Origin of the sequence: Alienimonas chondri (genome assembly GCF_013036045.1) — a bacterium.
GTDB lineage: Bacteria > Planctomycetota > Planctomycetia > Planctomycetales > Planctomycetaceae > Alienimonas > Alienimonas chondri.
This window is the reverse complement of the sequence record NZ_WTPX01000108.1, coordinates 1-16,804: the sequence shown is the minus strand read 5'-3', so window position 1 is coordinate 16,804 and position 16,804 is coordinate 1. Positions and strand designations below refer to the sequence as shown.

Below are 16,804 nucleotides of genomic sequence, written 5' to 3'. Positions count from 1 at the left end.
GCGGGGATCTCCGTGACGGCGTCCGCCTCGGCGGAGAGCGTGTCGGCCTTCAATCCTCTCACGTCGCGGTCGGTCGACAGGTCGCTATACCGGGCGACGAGATCCTCCCGCGCCCGGTGAGCCGTGGCGAAATCGTTCTCCTTCAAGGCCGCCTGCACCTTCGCGCGAGCCTCGCCGAACGTCTCTCGTTTGACGACGGCGGCGGTGGCCGTTTTCAACGCCGAGGCGATCTCCCGCGCCTGGTCGGTCGTGCTGGCGGCTTCGGGATCCGCGTAGCGACGGTGCAGTTTGGAGGCGTCCTCGACCGTCGCCAGCAGATCCCGCGGGCCGCCGTTCTTCGCCTCGCGGGCGGCGCCCAGCGCCGCTCGGCGGGAGAGCGCGGCGAGTTCCGGGTAGCTCGCTTTGTAGTCCTCCAGATCGCGGTTCTCCCGGTCGAACGCTTTGACGGCCTCCACCCCTTCCGCCCAGTCGCCGGCGGAGCCGTCGACCGCCCTTTCGATGTTCGCGATTCCGCGTTCCTTTCGCACCGTGCCGGTGAGGGCGTCCGCGGGATGTTCGATCAGGAAACGGTCGTAGAGTTCCAGCGCCGCGGTGTATTGGCCGCCCTCGCGTTTGGAGACAGCTTCTTGATAGAGCCGCTCGGCCTGTTCCCGAGCGGTGAGGAACGCGAAGGTGAACGCAGCGAGCGTCAGGACCGCGGCGGCGCTGACCAGGCCGATCACCAGCGGGCTTTTGAAGATCGACTCCTCGCCCGGCCGTCGCGGCGGGCCGGCGAGCTTCGTCAACGGGGCGAACTTCCCGCCGGGGGGCAGCAAGACCGGTTGTTCCCCGCTGTCGGGGCCGTCGTCTGCGGCGTCGCCGGGCTTCGCCGGTTCGCTCCCGTCGCCGGTGGCCTCCGCCGCGGGGTCCGCCGCGTCCTCGTCGGCGGAGAGCTGCGGAGTTTCGCCGGTCTCATCCGCGGCGAGGGCCGCCAGGGCGCCCAAATCGTCCCCGCTGTCGTCGTCGGCGAACGGGTCGTCGTCCTCGGCGTCGTCGAAGATCGCCGCCTGTGCCGCGGCACTGACGTCGCTCTCCGCCGCTGCGGCCGGCTTCTCCCTCGCGGCGGACTTGTTCGCGGCCTTCGAGGCTTTCTTCGCGGCGCGCTTTAACTTGGCCTCCGCTTTGACCGCGGCGGCCGCCGACTTTTCGGCGGCACGTTTCTCCGCCGCCTGATCGCGACTCTTCTCCGCAGCTTTGGCCCGGGACGGATCCGCCCAACTCGGCAGGTTGTCCGACGAGGCGGCGACGAGGGCGAGTTCTTCGCTGTCGTTCGAGTCGGAGTCCGCAAGATCCGCCCGGAACGTCAGTTTCGCAGGGCCGACCTTGATTGCGTCCCCCTCCGACAGCCGCTTTTCCGCCACCGATGACCCATTGATCACGATGCCGGCGTCCCCACCGGAGGCGACGCGATATCCGTCGCCGTCCGGCATAAACCGGCAATGCACCGATTCGACGCCGTCGGCGTTAATCCGAATATCGCAACTGGCGTGACGCCCCACGGTCAGCCCGGCGGAGTCCGGGAGGGGGGTCTCCCGAACCTTGCCGGACGGGCTGGTGATCTCCAAACGGGCCATAGAGCGGAGCGGCGAGGCGTGTGAACGAAGAAATGCGGTGTAGCGACGGAAAGGGCCGAGACGGTCAGTCTTCGGCAGCGACGGCGAGGCGAACCCGTTCGACGCCCAACCCGGCGGCGGCGTCGTAGGCGGCGACGATCGCCTCGTGCCGGGCGCCGTCCGCGGCCTGGATGACCAACTCCCCGCGGCCCGGCTGGCCGGGGGCGTTCATCGCATCGCGGAGGGCGTCCGGGAGGTCGTCCAGCGACGACACCGGTTTGTCGTCAATATAGATCTCGTCCCCGGCTTCCAGACGCACGACGACGGCCTCCTGCTCCAGCTCTTCCATCGTCGTTAATTGTTGCGAGACGCCTTCCTCGTCCGGTTCCGGGACGGGCGTCGGCAGCGTCTTCTGAATGCTAAAGCTCGCCGTAATCATAAAAAAGATCAGCAGCAGGAAGGTCACGTCGACCATCGGCGTGAGGTCCATCTCGTCTTGATCCCGCCGCTTCGGCGAGAACTTAAACGGTTCCTCTTCATTGGCCGTGCTGAGCGGCGCCTGAGCCGGAGCGGCGTCGCCCCCGTCCTCCGGTTCCGGAAGCGGTTGATCCTCCTCGGGAACGGTCAGCACGTCCCGGCAGGCGGGACAACGGACCTCGGCCCCCGCGCGGGACGCGGAGATGCCCAGGGGGGCGGAACAGTGCGGACAGGGGAAAGAAATCCGCATGGCTCAGCGAGGATCCTGCACTTCGTTATGGACCGACACGCCTTCGACCTCGCCGATCTGGCGGAGGATAGGAAAGGTTTGCTCCGCGGTCGCGTCGCGGTCGGCCAATAGAACCACCTCTTTTTTGTCTGGAAGCGCCTGTTTGACGGAGGCGACCGCTTCCGAAACTAAATCGTTCTCAATTGCCTCCTCCAACTTGAAGACCTCAAACGTCTCCACCATGCGGCCTTCCGCATCCGTCGTCACCCGGGGCAATTCCACCTCATATTCGCCGCCGACTTCCGGCAATAGCGTGACTTTAATCGTGCCGCCGGCGTCGATGCCCTGCCCGTGGACGGCGGGGGGGGCATCCGACTTCGACGGCTCCTGCATGGTGCTACTCACCATGAAGAAAATTAGCAGTAGGAACACGACGTCGATCATCGGGGTGATGTCGAAGTCGAGTTCCTTCCGCTTTTCCTTCGGCGGAGGGAGATAATCATCCTCCGCCGGCGGCGCCGGACGCGGTTGGTTCAGAGTATCGCTCATCAAGCCGTGCCGGATTCCGCTTCGATCAGGCCGTCCAGATATTGACCGAGTCGCTCCTCGACGCCGTCCTGCAGCTTCGAGATCTTATTTTGAAGCAAGTTGCCGGCGATGACCATCGGGATCGCGATCGCCAGACCGCTGGCCGTGGTGTTCAACGCGACCGCGATATCGGAGGCCAGCGCCGCCGGATCGGTGCCGGTCTTGCCGGACGAGGCGATCTTTGCGAACGCGGAGATCATGCCGACCACCGTCCCCAGCAACCCGAGCATCGGGGCCGTCTTGACGATCGTCGCGACCCAGCTGGAGCGGTACTCCAGGTCCGCCAATACGTGCCGTTCAAACCGCTCCGCGACGGTCCGCCGCAGACGGCCGGGCGGCAGGTGACGGTTCTCGGTCGCGGTTTGAATCAACTGCGGCGTCGCCTTGCTCCAGTACGGCGGGGAGTCGCAGAGTTCGGTCACGCCGGCGTAGTCGCGCCGTTCGACCCGAGACAGGCATTCCTCGATAAATTCATCAGCGGCCTTGACGCTTTTAAACTGTTTTTGACTCACCCGGCGGACCAACAGAATGGTGATCCACAGCCCGATCAGCGCGGTCAACCCGAGGGCGATATAAATCGCCGTGCCGGCGAAATCGAGAATCTGCATCGGTGAGGTTCGATCCGGTTCGTCTGGGGAGTGCGCGCAGCGACCGCGTCAGCGGCTGTAGGACTGCTTGGAAACGCGAAAGGTATAACCGTCGCCGCCCGGCTTCACTTCGAAGTAGGTTCGACGGACGTCCCGCAAAGGACGGTTCGCATACTGTTGTTCGAGCCGCAGCAGCATCTGCTCCGTCCGGGACGGGTAGAAGTGCAGGATGGGCAGGTCGGAGGCGTCGATGCCGGCTTTGGCGAACAGTTTGACGTCCGCCTGCTTCCGGCCGCCGCCCTGCCAGATCATATAAAGCCGCTGCTCGTCGGCGCCGCCGCCGGTTTTTCGATCCACCTTCGGCTTGGCCGCGGTGAGGTTCGACAGAATGGTCAACGTCCCGCCGCCGGTGTCCAAGGCGCCCAGTTCGATCCCGAAGAATTCCAATTGCTTGGCGTATTCTTCCAGACCGCCCTGGTCGTTGAAGGCGATATACCAACGTTGCTCGGCGGGGACGCCGCCGTCGCCGGGACCGAAGCCCAACGGGCGACCGCCGGTCCCGCTGGCGCTGCCCGCTTTGCCGCCGCTGGCCTCCGAGGAGACCGCGGTCGGCGAGGGATTCGCGGCGCGATCGGAGACGTCCACGACCGTCTCCATCAGCTCCTCGACCTGCATCTCGTCTTCACGCAGCTCGTTCAGGCTGGGGTCCGGGATCTCTTCGGCAAGGCTTTCCAGAAGGGGGCTGTCGTCCGGATCGCCGTTCTCGTCGCCGCCCCCGATTTGAATAATCTCCATCGGCGGCAGCGTATCGACGGCGAACTCGTGCTGCATGTACCACTGTATAAAGAGGTACGTCACCGTGACGATCAGCCCCAGCACGCCGGCAATGACGCCGGCGCTCACGCGGTCATAGCCGGTGACGCCCATGACCGGCTCGGCGGCGGGCACGCCGTCGGAGCCGGGTGCGGAAGTGGGAGACGCGGCGCTCATCAGTCAGGGCCGCTTCGGGGCGGGGATGAGGTCGCGTTGGTCATAGGGCCGAACCGCGTCCTGCCAGGCCGCCCACGCCGCCGTCGCGACGGCCCTCCAATCCTGGAACGCCTTGATCCGTTCGCCCTCGTCCAGCCCCGCGGGCAGCCCCTCGAAGGGTCCGCCCGGCAGCACCCGCAGGCGCTTATTGGTGATATACGTGTACGGGAGATCGCGTTTTTCGAGTTGATCCAGCGACGCCTCTTCCGCTCTCGGCATCGCCAGCGGAATGCCGGGGCCACGGGGGAGGCGGCTGAGTACGCAAAGGGCGTTGTGGGCTTCCTGCACGACGCCCGCATCCGGGTCTTCGGCGAGCATCTTGAAGATCGCCTCGACGTCTTGGGCGCCGCCGCCCCGGGCGAGCGCCCACGCGACGACCTGCCGCACTTCCGGCCGCGGATCGTCCACGAGCCGACGCAATCGAGCCGTTTGGCCGATCAACGCTTCGCGATCGCCGAGCCGAACGGTCTCCAACACCGCTTCCCGAGCGGCGGGAACGTCGGCGGCCTGGGGGTTCTCCAACTGCGTAAGGAGATCCGCCAAGTCGCCGGTCGGACGATCGTAGGTGATGTCCTCGCCGTCGAAGCGGGCCTTGGTGAAGTCGTCCGGCAAGCCCCGTCCGCCCTTCAACAAGCCGCCGCCGTACATGCTGGTGTCGCCCAGCGCCTTGGCGGTCGCCCGAGCGAGGAACATGACCGAGAACGCCGTGCTGACTTCCTTCGTGCCTTCCTGATTCCAGGATCCGTCTTTGGCCTGTGTCTTCAACAGGAGTTCGGACCCTTCCTCGTACCAGTCGCGGTCGCCGAACATCCGCCGGCCGGACAGGGCCCCGAGCCGCTCGACCGTGTACATCATGTAGTTGCGGTGCGGCCCCTTGTCGAACCGCATCCCCCGGGCGAGCGAGCCGATGGAGCCGTCCGCGGTTCCCGTCAACGCGTTGAGGGAGACGACGTCCCCGGCGGCCTTTTCTTTCGCGGCCTCCGCGGGATCGACGCGCCGATCCAACGCCGCGTACTTGCTGAGCAGGGCGTTCTTGCGATCCCGCTCGGCTCGGTCGCGGGCTTCGGCTTCGGAGCGGGCGGCGTCCATCGCGGAGGAGCCGTGCAGATAGCGAGCGCACAGCAGCAGGTTGCAGGCGCCGGCGGCGGTCATCGTATCTTTGACTTCACCGCCCCCGCTCCGGCTGGGGTGATAGGCGAACGTGCCGCCTTTCCGCTTGGTGGCGACCTGCCACTTCGCCACGCCGTTCCAAATCCCGGTGTCGATATCCAGCCCGGCTCGCTCCGCGGTCCAGAGTCCGAGCACGCAATATTGCGTGATACTGGTGTCCCCGAAGTAACTGCCGGGGTTCTTCGCCGCCAGCCGCGGGTAATACCAACCGCCGTAGGGCTGCTGCTGACCGAGGATGTAAGCCAAAATCGGCTTCATCTTCTCCTGATTCGTTCGCGCCTCCCCCGCGGCTTCGAGCAACATCAGCTCCAGCCCGGCGGTATAGAGTTCGTCGCGCTCGGGCTTATAGGTCCCCCCGGCGGTGCGTTCGTCGATCGCCTTGAGCGCGGCGACGATCACCGGATGTTTCTTGTCCGCGCCGCCCTTGGCCATCGCCAAGGCGGAGAGGATGTGACGCCCGTCGCCCTTTGCGGACTTCTGGTTGCTGGCCAGATATTCGACGCCCTTCTTGATCGCCGCTTTGACCTGGGCGCTTTCCGGATCGGCGGCCCGGATCGGCCCCGCGCACAGCACGGCTGCCGCTCCTGCGAGGAGGACCTTCCACTGGCGAGACGGAGTCATAGCGATAGGGACCGACCGAACGGACGGGAGAGGGGTCGGGAGCCGCGACCTTCAAGAATGCTACGGGGGCTTACGTCCGACGGTCAAACCCGCCCAACGGATCGAGACCCCCGCCGCGAGGGACGAGCGCGACCGTCGACACGTCCCGCAGCGACGTTGCGAGCCTCAGGAACGCCCCGATAGGCAAGAGCGTCCCCACGCTCACGGCCCGCCCGGGGGATTGAAATTCAGGGTTTCTTCGCAGGATCGCAAACGCACACGGCCGCCCCGCAGCGCGGACAGCCGCTGCCGTACTTCGCGCGGACGGCCTCCTCGAGATCGACGCCCGCGATATTCGCCAACGTGGCGAGCCACGCGAGCACGTCGGCGAACTCCAGCGCCAACTCCTCGCGGGTCCCGTTCCGCAGGGCTCCCGCCAGTTCTCCGATCTCTTCGGTGAACCACAGAAACGTCGCTTCGGGTCCCCGGGCGGCGTCCTTCTCGCCGAACATGCTGCGAATCAGACGCTGAACGTCCTGCAGGGAGATCGGCTCCCCGGTCGGGGGGAGACGAACGGGCGACGGGGCGGCGGGCATCACGACACTGGCGAGGGAACGGAACCGCAGTCTATCGCGGCGCCGTCGTTCCTTCCGCGGCGCCGCGCGTCCGGGCACGAACCACCCGGTTTCGCCCGCCGCTTTTCGCCGCGTAGAGCGCGGCGTCGGCGGCGCTCATCAGCGAGGCGGCGTCGTCCGCATCGAAAGGAAGAACCGCGAGTCCGACGCTCGTGGTCACATGCGTCCGCGGGCCGCCGGGCGGCAATTCGATGCGCGAGACGGCTGCACGGATCTCTTCGGCCACCCGTTCGGCGCCGGCGGGGCCGAAGTTGGGCAGCAGGACCACCAGTTCCTCGCCGCCGTATCGGGCGGCGACGGCGCTGTCGTTGCTGCGGCAACCTGACACGACCTGTTGAATCGCGGCGGCGGCTTCCCGCAAGACGCGATCGCCGGCCGCATGCCCGTGCGTGTCGTTGACGGATTTGAAGTGATCGAGGTCGAACATCAGCACGGCGAGATCGCCCCGGGCGGCGACGGCGGCGGCGGAGAGCCCGGCGAGTTGCTCGTCGAACGTCCGCCGATTCGCCAAGCCGGTCAAACCGTCGCGACGCGCCAATCGACTGGCCACCGCCGCCCGGGAACACCGGGGCAGCACGGACGCGAAGAACCCGCCGGCCCAGGACAACGTTCGTACCGCGTGCGAGGGAAAGGCGCCCGAGTCGGACTTCGAGATCAGCAGCACCGCCGCGTTGCCCCCGCCGCCCAACGAAGTTCCCGCCGCCCGACCGAACAGCGATTTCACTCCGATCTTCGCCAAGGCCTCCCGATCAAACGGAACCACGCCGTTCGGGCTTGGGGCGAGGATCGAGGTCTCGGCAACGGCGTACGCGAGTTTCGCATCCTGCTCCGCAGCGACGGCGGCGACGGGGCGGGATAATTCGACCCCGGCGGCCGCGATGCGGCGTGCGTCCGGGCCGACGGTGTGCAGTACGGCACGGTCCGCTCCGCAGGCCGCGGCCAACGTGGTGAGGAGCTGCGTCAGGACCGTCTGCGGCGTCTCCGATTCGGACGCCGCCTTGTACAGCGCGACCTGAGCGTCACGCAGAGCGATCGCGTCGCGGGCGACGGACAGCGCCTCGCCCGTCACGTAGCGGTCCCAGACGGCGTCGCCCACCAGCTCCCATAAGCGCCGTCCGCGGCCCTCGTCCCCGCCGGTGGGCGGGGGCGGGGCGATCCACAAACCGGTTCGTCCCCCGCCGCTCAACGGCACCGCCCAGGCGCCTCTCAACGTCGGGGTGGGCGAGGGTAACGGCTCCGTTCGTCGCGGCGGCTTAAGCGGGTCCGGCAGCGTCCGCAACACGGCCGTCGACAGCTCTCGACCCGCGAACGCACGAACCGTCCAGGAACCGCCGCCGGAGGAACGTTCGAGCAGCGCCGTGCCGGCGGGTCCGGCCTCCCCGGCGGCGACACGATGCAATTCGGTCACCAGACGCCGATAACCCACCGTCGATGCGGCGATCCGCAGCGTTTCATTCTCCGCCTTCAATTCGCCCAACGGATCCGGGGCAGAAGGGGACCCGGCCGGGGGGGCGAAGTCTTGTCCGTTCTGTCCCAACGGTCGATCGGACCGGTCAGGTGCGGAGGACGCTGAGGGCGGCGCTTCAAGCGACTGGAGCACGGTGGACAACGAGTGATCCGAAACGAGGAACGATCCCGCTACACTACGTCGCCGCATGGCGCCGGCTGGACGGACCGCTTCCGCGAGCGGTCGCGGCGTCGCCGGACGACGGATCGTATCGGTCCGACGGTTCGCATCGTTTCTCCCCCCGACCCGCCCGTGCCGATGTTCGTCGCTCCGCTGCTCGTCGCCGCCCTGTTCGTCCCGCCCACGGCGGAGTCGGCTCCCGCTCCCGACGGTCCGACGGCCGCCGCCGTTCCCCCCGCCACCGGCGCCCCTCCCGCAACGGGCGAGCCTGCCGCACCGGGCGAGCCTGCCGCCACGGATGAGGAGAAGCCGAAGTGGCGGTCGCTGTTCGACGGCAAGAGCCTGGACGGCTGGGTCGTGACGGAGTTCGGCGGACAGGGCGACGTGGCCGTGGAGGACGGCGCGATCGTGTTGCCCTTCGGAAACAACGTGACGGGCGTGACGGTCTCCGAAGCCGTCGGCAAGACGCTGCCGGGCACGAACTACGTTCTGGAACTCGAAGCGAAGCGGGTCAGCGGCAACGACTTCTTCTGCGGGCTGACCCTGCCGGTCTGGAGTCCCAAGGACGAGAAGGCGTCGCACGCCACGTTGATTCTCGGCGGATGGGGCGGCGGGCTGGTGGGGCTGAGTTCGATCAACCGCTTCGACGCCAGCGAGAACCCGACCACCACCTATCACCGATTCGAAGACGGCGCCTGGTACAAGGTGCGGGTGGAGGTCACGAAGTCCGGCGTGCGGGCGCTGTTGGACGGGGAAGAATTGTTCGCCGCGGACATCCGCGACAGCCTGATCTCCACCCGCAGCGAGGTGAATCTCTCCAAGCCGCTGGGGATCGCCACCTACATCACGACCGGCGCGATCCGCGGTGTGCGTATCCGGCCGCTCAGCGAAGAGGAGATCGCCGCGGTCGACAAGGCCTGCGAACCGTTCGATCCCACTGGCGGCGACCGGCCGGTCAACGAGTTCGGCGAGAAGAACTGAGCCGCCCGCGGGCCGCGCTCTCGCCCGGTTACTCCGATAGTCCCAGCGCCTCGCGGAGCCGATCGCGGTGCCGGGCGCAGATTTCGTCGGCCAGCGCCGCCGCATCGCCGCCGCAGGTCAGCAGGTCGTCTCGCAGTCGGCGCACCACGTCGTCCAACCGCGGCGGCAGCGGCTCTGGCAGCGGACCGGGGTTGGCCCGGACCCGCGGCAGAGCGGGAGACCGGCTCTTGATGAGTTCCGCGTCCGGGTTATCGCTCTCCTCCGGCGCCCTCAATTTCGTGAGAGGGGCCGGCGACGCTGCGATGTCGTCGTCTGCCTCGGAGCGTTCGTTCTCGTCCTCGGACGGCGCCTCGATCTCCGAAGCGTTCTCTTCGGACTCCGGCTCTTCGGAGTCCGACGCGGGCTCGTACGCCGGTCCGGAGGCGGGATAGTCGGTGCCGCGATCGCCGCGGGGGGACTTCTTCTGAGCCAGCAGGCGCCGGCGGCGGGCGGGAGACATGGCCATCTCCGCTAATTGTGACGACGGGGCGCCGCGTCGCCAGTGCAATCGCGACCTTCCCTCCGGCGTCGCGGCGTCAGGCCGGGCGGCCGAGCAGATGCCGGAGCGCCGCTTCCAACTCCGAATATCGAAACGTGTAGCCCGCGGCCAGCAATGCGGTCGGCTTCACCCGAGCGCTGGCCAGCAGCAGTTCGTCGCCCATCTCCCCGAAGGCCAACCGCACGCCGAACGCCGGCACGGGCACGATCGCCGGGCGATTCAGCACGTCCGCCAATGTCGAGGTGAAGACCGCGTTCGTGACGGCGCCGGGGGCGACGACGTTCATCGGGCCGCTCATCGATTCGGTCATCAAGGCGTGGTGCAGCGCGCCGACGGCGTCGTCCCGGGCGGCCCAACTCCACCACTGTTTCCCGCCCCCGACCGGCCCGCCGCCGCCGAGCTTGAAGATCGGCAACTGCGCGGCCAGCGCCCCGCCCTCCGAGCTGAGGATGATGCCGAACCGGCTGTGCACCGTGCGAATCCCCGCGTCCCGGGCCGGGTCCGCGGCCGCTTCCCACTCGCGGCAGACCTCCGAGAGAAAACCGTCACCCGGCGGGCTGGCTTCCGTCAGCGACTCGTCCCCGCGATCGCCGTAATAGCCGGTGGCGCTGGCGCAGACCAAGACCTTCGGCGGTTCGTCGAGCGAGGCGAGGGCTTCCGCCAGTGCCCGCGTGCCGTTCACGCGGCTGTCGCGGATGCGTCGCTTCTTCGCCTCGGTCCACCGGCCCTGCACCGGCTCGCCGGCGAGGTGTACGACGGCGTCGAACCCGGTGAGCTTCTCCTTGGGAACCTCGCCTGCCTCCGGGTTCCATTGGATCGCCCCGGGTTTCTCGGAGCGCGACAGCGGCGTCACGGTATGGCCGCCGCCGGTCAGCAACGCCGAGAGCTGCGAACCGATCAGCCCGCCGGCGCCGGAGATGAGAACGTTCATACGAGGCTGGTCCCGAAAGCGTTGATGGACGGCGAGGTCCGCCGCGGTCACGGCGTGTCGGTAGGCGAACATCGCCGCGAGCTTCCGTTCGGCGAAGCCCTTCCCCAGCGCCCTGCCGAGCGGACCGCCCGGCGGAAGGTAGCGGACGTAATCGGTGAGGACGCTGCGTGTCGGGTCGTCCTCTTCATCAGGGCCGCGATCGGCCGGACCAATCCCGTGGGTATGCTCCCAGAATGCAAAGGGGCCGGACGTTTGCACGTCGCGGAACAGGCCGCCACGTTCTCCGCGGTCTTCGTAAACAGTGTGCAGGGCGTGCCAGCGGAGCGACGCCGGCCCAAGCTTCATCTTCAGCACGACCTTCGCCCCCTCGCGGATATGGCCGTCGGAGGATTCGACGGTCACGTCCTCCCACGGCGGCACCAGCCGGGCGAGCGCCCCGGGACGCCCATGCCAGGCGAACCCCTCGGCGGCGGGGACCGACAGCGGCGTGGACCGCTCGTAGATCAGCGGCGGGCGGGGCGGCGTCGGGGCGGAGTCGATCACGCAGTCAGCTTAGCCGGGTCTGCTCCGTTGGCGGCGCGGCGCGTTGCGAATCGCACGCCGCTCTCCTCACACTGCGGCGCCCCCTCCGCCCCGCTCCGGACGCTCCCGATGAATCGCCGCGACCTGCTCGCCACCTCCGCCGCCCTCGCCGCGGTCCCCGTTTTGGCCCGCGCCGATCATCACGAGGGCGAGACCGACGTGACGAAGGGCGAACCGTTCACCTGCGACTTCGCCCCGCACTTCGGCATGTTCCGCAACCTCGCCGGCGGCGGGAACGGCGATGACGGATTGATGGCGGAACTGGAGTTCATGCACGCCGCGGGATTCCGCAGCCTCGAAGACAACGGCATGGGCGGCCGTAGCGTGGAGACGCAGGAGAAGATCGGCCAGAAGCTGTCGGACCTCGGCATGCGGATGGGCGTGTTCGTCGCCTATGCGGACTTCGCCTCCCCCAGCTTCGCCCGTCGCGACGACGCCCGCTGGGACACGATCGTGCAGAAGGTGAAGGACTCCGTCGCCGTGGCGAAGCGCTGCGGAGCAAAGTGGATGACCGTCGTCCCCGGCAGCGTCGATCAGCAATCCAAGGATGAATCAACGGGGAAGTGGACCCGCTACGGCGGCGCCCGATTGGCGGAGGGCTTCCAGACGGCGAACGTCATTGAGCTGCTCAAGCGGTGCAGCGCCGAGCTGGAGCCGCACGAGCTGGTGATGGTTCTCGAACCGCTCAACTGGTACGCCAACCACGGCGGCGCGTTCCTGCAGCGCAGCGATCAGGCCTACGCCCTGTGCAAAGGCGTCGGCTCGCCCAGCTGCAAGATTCTGTTCGACATCTACCACCAGCAGATCACCGAGGGAAATCTGATCCCCAACATGGGTCAGGCCTGGGATGAGATCGCCTACCTCCAAATCGGCGACAACCCCGGTCGCAAAGAGCCGACCACCGGCGAGATCAACTACCGCAACGTCTTCCAGTTCGTTCAGAAGCAGGGCTACGAGGGCATCCTCGGTATGGAGCACGGCAACTCGGAGGGCGGCGCCGAGGGCGAGAAGAAGGTCATCGCCGCCTACCGCAGCGTTGATCCCAGCTGATCTTCCCTCACCGTCACGCTGAGGCCCCGCGGGGTCTCAGCGTGACGAACGTTTACTTGCCCTCGCTTGCCCCGCCATGCTCGCCACCCTCGCCTTTTCGCTCGCCGTCGTTTCGCCCGCCGCTGCGGATGTCTCGGAAGCGCCGCGTCCCAATGTGCTGTTCATCCTCGCGGACGATCTCGGCTTTGGGGATCTCTCGATCCAAAAGCAGTTCGGCGGGGCGAGCGATGTGCGCACGCCGCACATCGATTCGATTTTCAACGACGGCCTGACGTTCCGAAACTTCTACGCCAACTGCACCGTGTGCAGCCCGACGCGGGCGGCGCTGATGACCGGCCGCTTCCCCGCCTCCGTCGGCGTGCCCGGCGTCGTGCGGCCTTGGCCGGAGGACAACTGGGGTTATCTGTCGCCGGACGCCCCCACCCTGCCGGAGCAGCTTTCGAAGGCGGACTACGACACCGCGCTCATCGGCAAGTGGCACCTCGGCGGGGAGCCGCACAACGGCATCGGCAATCACCCGCTCAAGCGGGGCTTTGATCACTTCGAAGGGTTCCTCGGGGGGATGCTCTCCGACTACGTCACGCACACGCGCGTCTATCCCAACGGCGAACATCGCAACATGATGCGACGCGGGGAAAAGGTCATCGACCCGAAAGGCCACGCGACCGACCTGCTCTCCGACTGGGCCGGCGAGTTCCTCTGGTCGCATTCTCAGGAAGAAACGCCGTTCTTCCTCTACCTTGCCTACAACGCCCCCCACACGCCGATCCAACCGCCGGCAGAGTGGGTCGAGCGCGTGAAGCAACGGGAAGCCGGCATCACCGATCGCCGGGCGAAGCTCGTTGCCCTGATCGAACACATGGACGCCGGCGTCGGTCGCGTGCTGGCGGCGCTGGAGGAGAGCGGGCAGGCGAACGACACGCTGGTCGTCTTCACCTCGGACAACGGCGGGCACCTCGGCCCGGGAGCGAACAACGGCCCGTACCGCGGGGGGAAAGAGGATCTCTACGAAGGCGGCCACCGCGTCGCCTGCGGCGTGAAATGGCCGGGTCACATCACGCCGGGTTCGCAGACCGATCTGACCGCGATGACGATGGACTGGTACGCCACGCTGCTCGATGTCGCCGGGGCGGAGATCCCCGAGGGCGTCGACGCGGTCTCGATGCGGAAGGTTTTCGACGTGCCGAAGCAGCTCCCGCTACGCTCCACGATGCACTTCACCCGCCGCGAGGGACGGCCGCTCATCTGGGGCGGCAAGACCGGTGACGCGGTGGTCGAGGACGGCTGGAAGCTCGTGCAGAACCGCCCCTACGACGCGCTGCAATTGTTCCACCTCACAGAAGACCCGTACGAGGAGCACGATTTGATCGAGGAGCGAAAGGACAAGGCCCGGGAACTCGCCAAGATCATGCAGGACCGCATCCGCCGCGACGGCGCCGTCCCCTGGAACGCGCCGGCCTCCGATGAGTGACGAACCACGCGGAATGAGCGACGCAGCGATCGACCTCGGCACCCCGGAGCCGTTCCGCCGGCACCCGGCGTCTCTCTGGCCCGAGGTGCTCCTCGAACAGTGCGAAGTGACCACCGGCCGAGCCGGCGGCCCCGGCGGGCAGCACCGCAATAAGGTGGAGACCCGCGTCGTCGTCACGCACACGCCCACCGGAGCAATCGGCGAAGGGTCTGAGACGCGGAGTCAGAAACGGAATCACGCCGCCGCGGTGCAACGCCTGCGGGTCAATCTCGCCCTGAGCCTGCGAGGAGACGGCCTCGCCGATCCGCGTGTTCGCGAGTTGATCGAACGGCGAGCCGGGGACGGACTGAAGGTCAGCGATTCGCATGTCGACTGGCCGGCGGTCCTCGCGGCGACGCTGGACGAGTGCGCCCTGGAGCGATGGGACGTGAAAGCGGCGGCTCAGCGACTGGGCGTCTCGGCGAGCCGGGTGGTGCGGGTGTTGAAGACCGAGCCGCGCGCCCACACACTGCTGAACCGCGAGCGGACCGATCGCGGCCTGCGACCGCTCCGCTGATCCGTCGATCTGCCCAGCGGCTCGCGTCCGTTCCCCTTCACGCCCGCCGCATGACCGAGGTTCCCCCGGCCGATCTTCGCTTCGGCGCCCCCGCCCTGCTCGGCCGGGCGGTCGCGGTCTTGGGGTTATGCGGCGTCGTGCTGGGCCTCGGCATGACGTGGGGCATGTTGGAGCGGCTGGACCCGGCCGTTCCGCTGCTGATCGCGGCCGCGGCGGGCGCCGTGCTGGTCTGGCTGTCGGCGGATCTCGCCGCCCGAATCGACGCTCAACTGCGGCCGGATCGGTTCGGGCGTCCGCGGCCGGTTCGCCGTCGCGGGTGGATCGGCGTGGGCGCCCTGGCGCTCGCCGCGTCGCTGGCGAACCTCACCTCGTGGACCGGGCTATACGGTTTTCTCCCGCTAATCGCCGCGGGGGTCGGCGTCTGGTGTCTCACCGGCGCCGCGCGACGCGTCTGGCTCGCCCGCGGCGGCGGATCGCGGTTTCGCGGTCGGGAAGAACGCCTGCGTCTGACGATGCCCGGCATGATCGCCGTCGCCATCGCCGCGGTGTTGCTGCTGGGAGCGTTTCTCGGCCCCAGCAATATGCTGCTTCTGGTCTGCTGCATGACGATCGGCCCGATCGCTGCGGACGCCTGGTTCGCCGCCGGGTCGCTCCGTCGCTGCGAGGTGCGCCGGATCGCCCCCACGGTGGCCGCAGCGGGCGAGGTCGCGTTGGTCGAAATCGCCCTTGCGCATCGCGGGCGATGGCTGCCGGCGGTGCAGGTCACCGCGGCGGACCGGGTTCGTAACCGCCGAGAAGAACTCGTCGCCGCGGTCTCGTTTACCCACCTCCCGCCCCGCGATCGACAGACCGGCGTGTACCGCCTGGAGCCCCGCATTCGCGGCGTGCACGCGCTGGGACCGATCACGCTCTCGACGGCGTTCCCGCTGGGTCTGGTCCGACGTGAAGCCGTCGTGCAGGAGGAGGCGGAGATCCTCGCGCTGCCCCCGCTCGGCCGAATGCTCCCGTTGTGGACGCGTCAGTCCGCCCACTCGGATGAGCTCGCTCACCACGCCCGAAGCCGCAAGGGGTTGTTCGAGGACGAGTTCTACCAGCTCCGCGAATACCGCCCCGGCGACGGACCGCGATCGATTCATTGGCGGAGCAGCGCCAAAGCGGGGGAATTGATGGTCCGCGAGCACCACGAAAGCCGCGATCGCGACCTCGTCGTGGTCCTCGATTTTCACGCCGACGGGCCGCCGGGGTTGGAGGACGAGAACACGCAGGAACGGGCCGCCAGCATCGCCGCGACGATCGTCGAGGAGCACCTTCGCCGCCACGGCGGAGCGACGCTGAGCCTCCGCATCGCCGGCGCCGAGGACCGCATGTACCTCGGCCGGGCCGGCGGCGATCTGACGGGGCCGCTGACCGAGTTGGCCCTCGCCGAACCCGGACCGTCCGGGGATCCCGGCAAGGCGGCGTTCAACGCGACCACCGAAACCGGCCCGGCGGCCCGCAAAACGCTGATCACCACCCGCGCCCCCGAGGACGCCGCCCTGAGCGACGCGGGGTTGGGCAGCGGATGGACGATCGTCAGCGCCCGGCCCGGCCAGTACGAAGACCTCTACGAGCCGGCGACCTTCGAGGCCTATTCCGACGACTCGCCGCCTGGGAGCCTCGTACGATGACGGCCGCCGCCCTCACCGCGAATCACCCTCCCCCCGCTCGGCCGACCGGCTGGCGGGTCTGGCTGTTGGCCGCGGCAAAGCGGACGCCGGTCGCCCCGGCCGAAGCGGCAGTGGGGCCGATCGCGGTCGCCGCGGCGGGCGGGACGCTCCTGGCGATCGGCGAGGGTCGGCCCTGGCCGGCGGCCCTCACCCCGGTCATCGTCTTCTGCGGACACTGGCTGGTCGATCGTCGGCGGGCGTTTCACCTCCCGGCCATCGCGGCGAACCTGCTGGGACTGGCCGCCGCGGCGCTCGCGGTGACGGAACTGAGCAGCGGCGACATCGAAGCCCGCTTGCTGTTCGGCGCGCATCTGCTGGTGTACCTCACCTGGATCGTCTCCCTGCAAAAGAAGACGTTCAAGGTCTGCTGGTCGTTGGTCGCCCTGGCGGTCTTGCAGGTCGCGGTCTCCTCCGTGTTGACCGCGGGGGCGGGCTTCGGGGTGGGGCTGGCGGGG

At 68.2% G+C, this 16,804-nt stretch carries 16 protein-coding genes; 6 read left to right on the top strand and 10 right to left on the bottom strand.

The genetic code is table 11. The features are described 5' to 3' along the window. The 8 genes from LzC2_RS15075 to LzC2_RS15040 form a co-directional block, all read right to left on the bottom strand. A partial coding sequence (locus tag LzC2_RS15075) for an FHA domain-containing protein (protein WP_171188459.1) occupies positions 1–1,613 on the bottom strand: 1,613 nt, incomplete at its 3' end. Positions 1,614–1,677: 64 nt separating this feature from the next. Continuing rightward, the gene (locus LzC2_RS15070) at positions 1,678–2,319 is read right to left on the bottom strand and encodes a biopolymer transporter ExbD (RefSeq protein WP_171188457.1); all 642 of its coding nucleotides are present in this window, start codon (positions 2,317–2,319) and stop codon (positions 1,678–1,680) included. 3 nt (positions 2,320–2,322) lie between these two features. Continuing rightward, positions 2,323–2,847, bottom strand: a complete 525-nt coding sequence (locus tag LzC2_RS15065; protein ID WP_171188455.1) for an ExbD/TolR family protein — start codon at positions 2,845–2,847, stop codon at positions 2,323–2,325. Beyond that, positions 2,847–3,494 carry a MotA/TolQ/ExbB proton channel family protein gene (locus tag LzC2_RS15060; RefSeq protein ID WP_171188453.1) on the bottom strand — a complete coding sequence of 216 codons (648 nt, stop codon included), beginning with the start codon at positions 3,492–3,494 and terminating at the stop codon, positions 2,847–2,849. Before LzC2_RS15060 ends, LzC2_RS15065 begins: the two co-directional genes overlap by 1 nt. A 48-nt stretch (positions 3,495–3,542) precedes the next feature. Continuing rightward, complete coding sequence (locus tag LzC2_RS15055) at positions 3,543–4,463, bottom strand: hypothetical protein (RefSeq protein WP_171188451.1); 921 nt, start codon at positions 4,461–4,463, stop codon at positions 3,543–3,545. A 3-nt stretch (positions 4,464–4,466) separates the two neighbouring features. Beyond that, on the bottom strand, positions 4,467–6,293 hold the full coding sequence (locus LzC2_RS15050; RefSeq protein ID WP_171188449.1) for a HEAT repeat domain-containing protein: 1,827 nt from the start codon (positions 6,291–6,293) through the stop codon (positions 4,467–4,469). A 227-nt stretch (positions 6,294–6,520) separates the two neighbouring features. Beyond that, entirely contained in the window at positions 6,521–6,868 is a 348-nt protein-coding gene (locus LzC2_RS15045) for a MazG nucleotide pyrophosphohydrolase domain-containing protein (RefSeq protein ID WP_171188447.1), read from the bottom strand. Between the two features lie 31 nt (positions 6,869–6,899). Beyond that, positions 6,900–8,507 carry a sensor domain-containing diguanylate cyclase gene (locus tag LzC2_RS15040; protein ID WP_315854687.1) on the bottom strand — a complete coding sequence of 536 codons (1,608 nt, stop codon included), beginning with the start codon at positions 8,505–8,507 and terminating at the stop codon, positions 6,900–6,902. Positions 8,508–8,672: 165 nt separating this feature from the next. Between LzC2_RS15040 and LzC2_RS15035 the strand changes: the two genes are divergently transcribed. Then, complete coding sequence (locus tag LzC2_RS15035; RefSeq protein WP_171188443.1) at positions 8,673–9,515, top strand: 3-keto-disaccharide hydrolase; 843 nt, start codon at positions 8,673–8,675, stop codon at positions 9,513–9,515. Positions 9,516–9,543: 28 nt separating this feature from the next. On the opposite strand, the gene LzC2_RS15030 is transcribed toward LzC2_RS15035, so the two are convergent. Continuing rightward, a complete protein-coding gene (locus tag LzC2_RS15030; protein ID WP_171188442.1) occupies positions 9,544–10,014 on the bottom strand; it encodes a hypothetical protein in 471 nt (156 codons plus the stop codon). Between the two features lie 76 nt (positions 10,015–10,090). Next, positions 10,091–11,527: a TIGR01777 family oxidoreductase gene (locus LzC2_RS22870; protein ID WP_315854685.1), complete on the bottom strand. Its 1,437-nt coding sequence runs from the start codon at positions 11,525–11,527 to the stop codon at positions 10,091–10,093. 108 nt (positions 11,528–11,635) lie between these two features. Here LzC2_RS22870 and LzC2_RS15020 point away from each other — a divergent pair, with 108 nt between their 5' ends. From LzC2_RS15020 to LzC2_RS15000, 5 genes are all read left to right on the top strand, one after another. Then, the gene (locus LzC2_RS15020) at positions 11,636–12,616 is read left to right on the top strand and encodes a hydroxypyruvate isomerase family protein (RefSeq protein ID WP_171188440.1); all 981 of its coding nucleotides are present in this window, start codon (positions 11,636–11,638) and stop codon (positions 12,614–12,616) included. 76 nt (positions 12,617–12,692) lie between these two features. Next, the gene (locus tag LzC2_RS15015) at positions 12,693–14,087 is read left to right on the top strand and encodes a sulfatase family protein (RefSeq protein WP_171188437.1); all 1,395 of its coding nucleotides are present in this window, start codon (positions 12,693–12,695) and stop codon (positions 14,085–14,087) included. Between the two features lie 13 nt (positions 14,088–14,100). Beyond that, on the top strand, positions 14,101–14,643 hold the full coding sequence (locus LzC2_RS15010) for a peptide chain release factor family protein (RefSeq protein WP_171188435.1): 543 nt from the start codon (positions 14,101–14,103) through the stop codon (positions 14,641–14,643). Positions 14,644–14,693: 50 nt separating this feature from the next. Next, a complete protein-coding gene (locus LzC2_RS15005; RefSeq protein ID WP_171188434.1) occupies positions 14,694–16,310 on the top strand; it encodes a DUF58 domain-containing protein in 1,617 nt (538 codons plus the stop codon). Next, positions 16,307–16,804, top strand: a 498-nt coding sequence (locus LzC2_RS15000; protein ID WP_171188432.1) for a hypothetical protein, incomplete at its 3' end; no start/stop codon positions are given. The genes LzC2_RS15005 and LzC2_RS15000, both read left to right, overlap by 4 nt.

What these genes read in the sequence shown, in the direction of transcription:
- LzC2_RS15070 (WP_171188457.1), bottom strand. Translation starts at nt 2,319, where the DNA reads ATGCGGATTTCTTTCCCCTGTCCGCACTGTTCCGCCCCCCTGGGCATC.
- LzC2_RS15065 (WP_171188455.1), bottom strand. Translation starts at nt 2,847, where the DNA reads ATGAGCGATACTCTGAACCAACCGCGTCCGGCGCCGCCGGCGGAGGAT.
- LzC2_RS15060 (WP_171188453.1), bottom strand. Translation starts at nt 3,494, where the DNA reads ATGCAGATTCTCGATTTCGCCGGCACGGCGATTTATATCGCCCTCGGG.
- LzC2_RS15055 (WP_171188451.1), bottom strand. Translation starts at nt 4,463, where the DNA reads ATGAGCGCCGCGTCTCCCACTTCCGCACCCGGCTCCGACGGCGTGCCC.
- LzC2_RS15050 (WP_171188449.1), bottom strand. Translation starts at nt 6,293, where the DNA reads ATGACTCCGTCTCGCCAGTGGAAGGTCCTCCTCGCAGGAGCGGCAGCC.
- LzC2_RS15045 (WP_171188447.1), bottom strand. Translation starts at nt 6,868, where the DNA reads ATGCCCGCCGCCCCGTCGCCCGTTCGTCTCCCCCCGACCGGGGAGCCG.
- LzC2_RS15035 (WP_171188443.1), top strand. Translation starts at nt 8,673, where the DNA reads ATGTTCGTCGCTCCGCTGCTCGTCGCCGCCCTGTTCGTCCCGCCCACG.
- LzC2_RS15030 (WP_171188442.1), bottom strand. Translation starts at nt 10,014, where the DNA reads ATGTCTCCCGCCCGCCGCCGGCGCCTGCTGGCTCAGAAGAAGTCCCCC.
- LzC2_RS15020 (WP_171188440.1), top strand. Translation starts at nt 11,636, where the DNA reads ATGAATCGCCGCGACCTGCTCGCCACCTCCGCCGCCCTCGCCGCGGTC.
- LzC2_RS15015 (WP_171188437.1), top strand. Translation starts at nt 12,693, where the DNA reads ATGCTCGCCACCCTCGCCTTTTCGCTCGCCGTCGTTTCGCCCGCCGCT.
- LzC2_RS15010 (WP_171188435.1), top strand. Translation starts at nt 14,101, where the DNA reads ATGAGCGACGCAGCGATCGACCTCGGCACCCCGGAGCCGTTCCGCCGG.
- LzC2_RS15005 (WP_171188434.1), top strand. Translation starts at nt 14,694, where the DNA reads ATGACCGAGGTTCCCCCGGCCGATCTTCGCTTCGGCGCCCCCGCCCTG.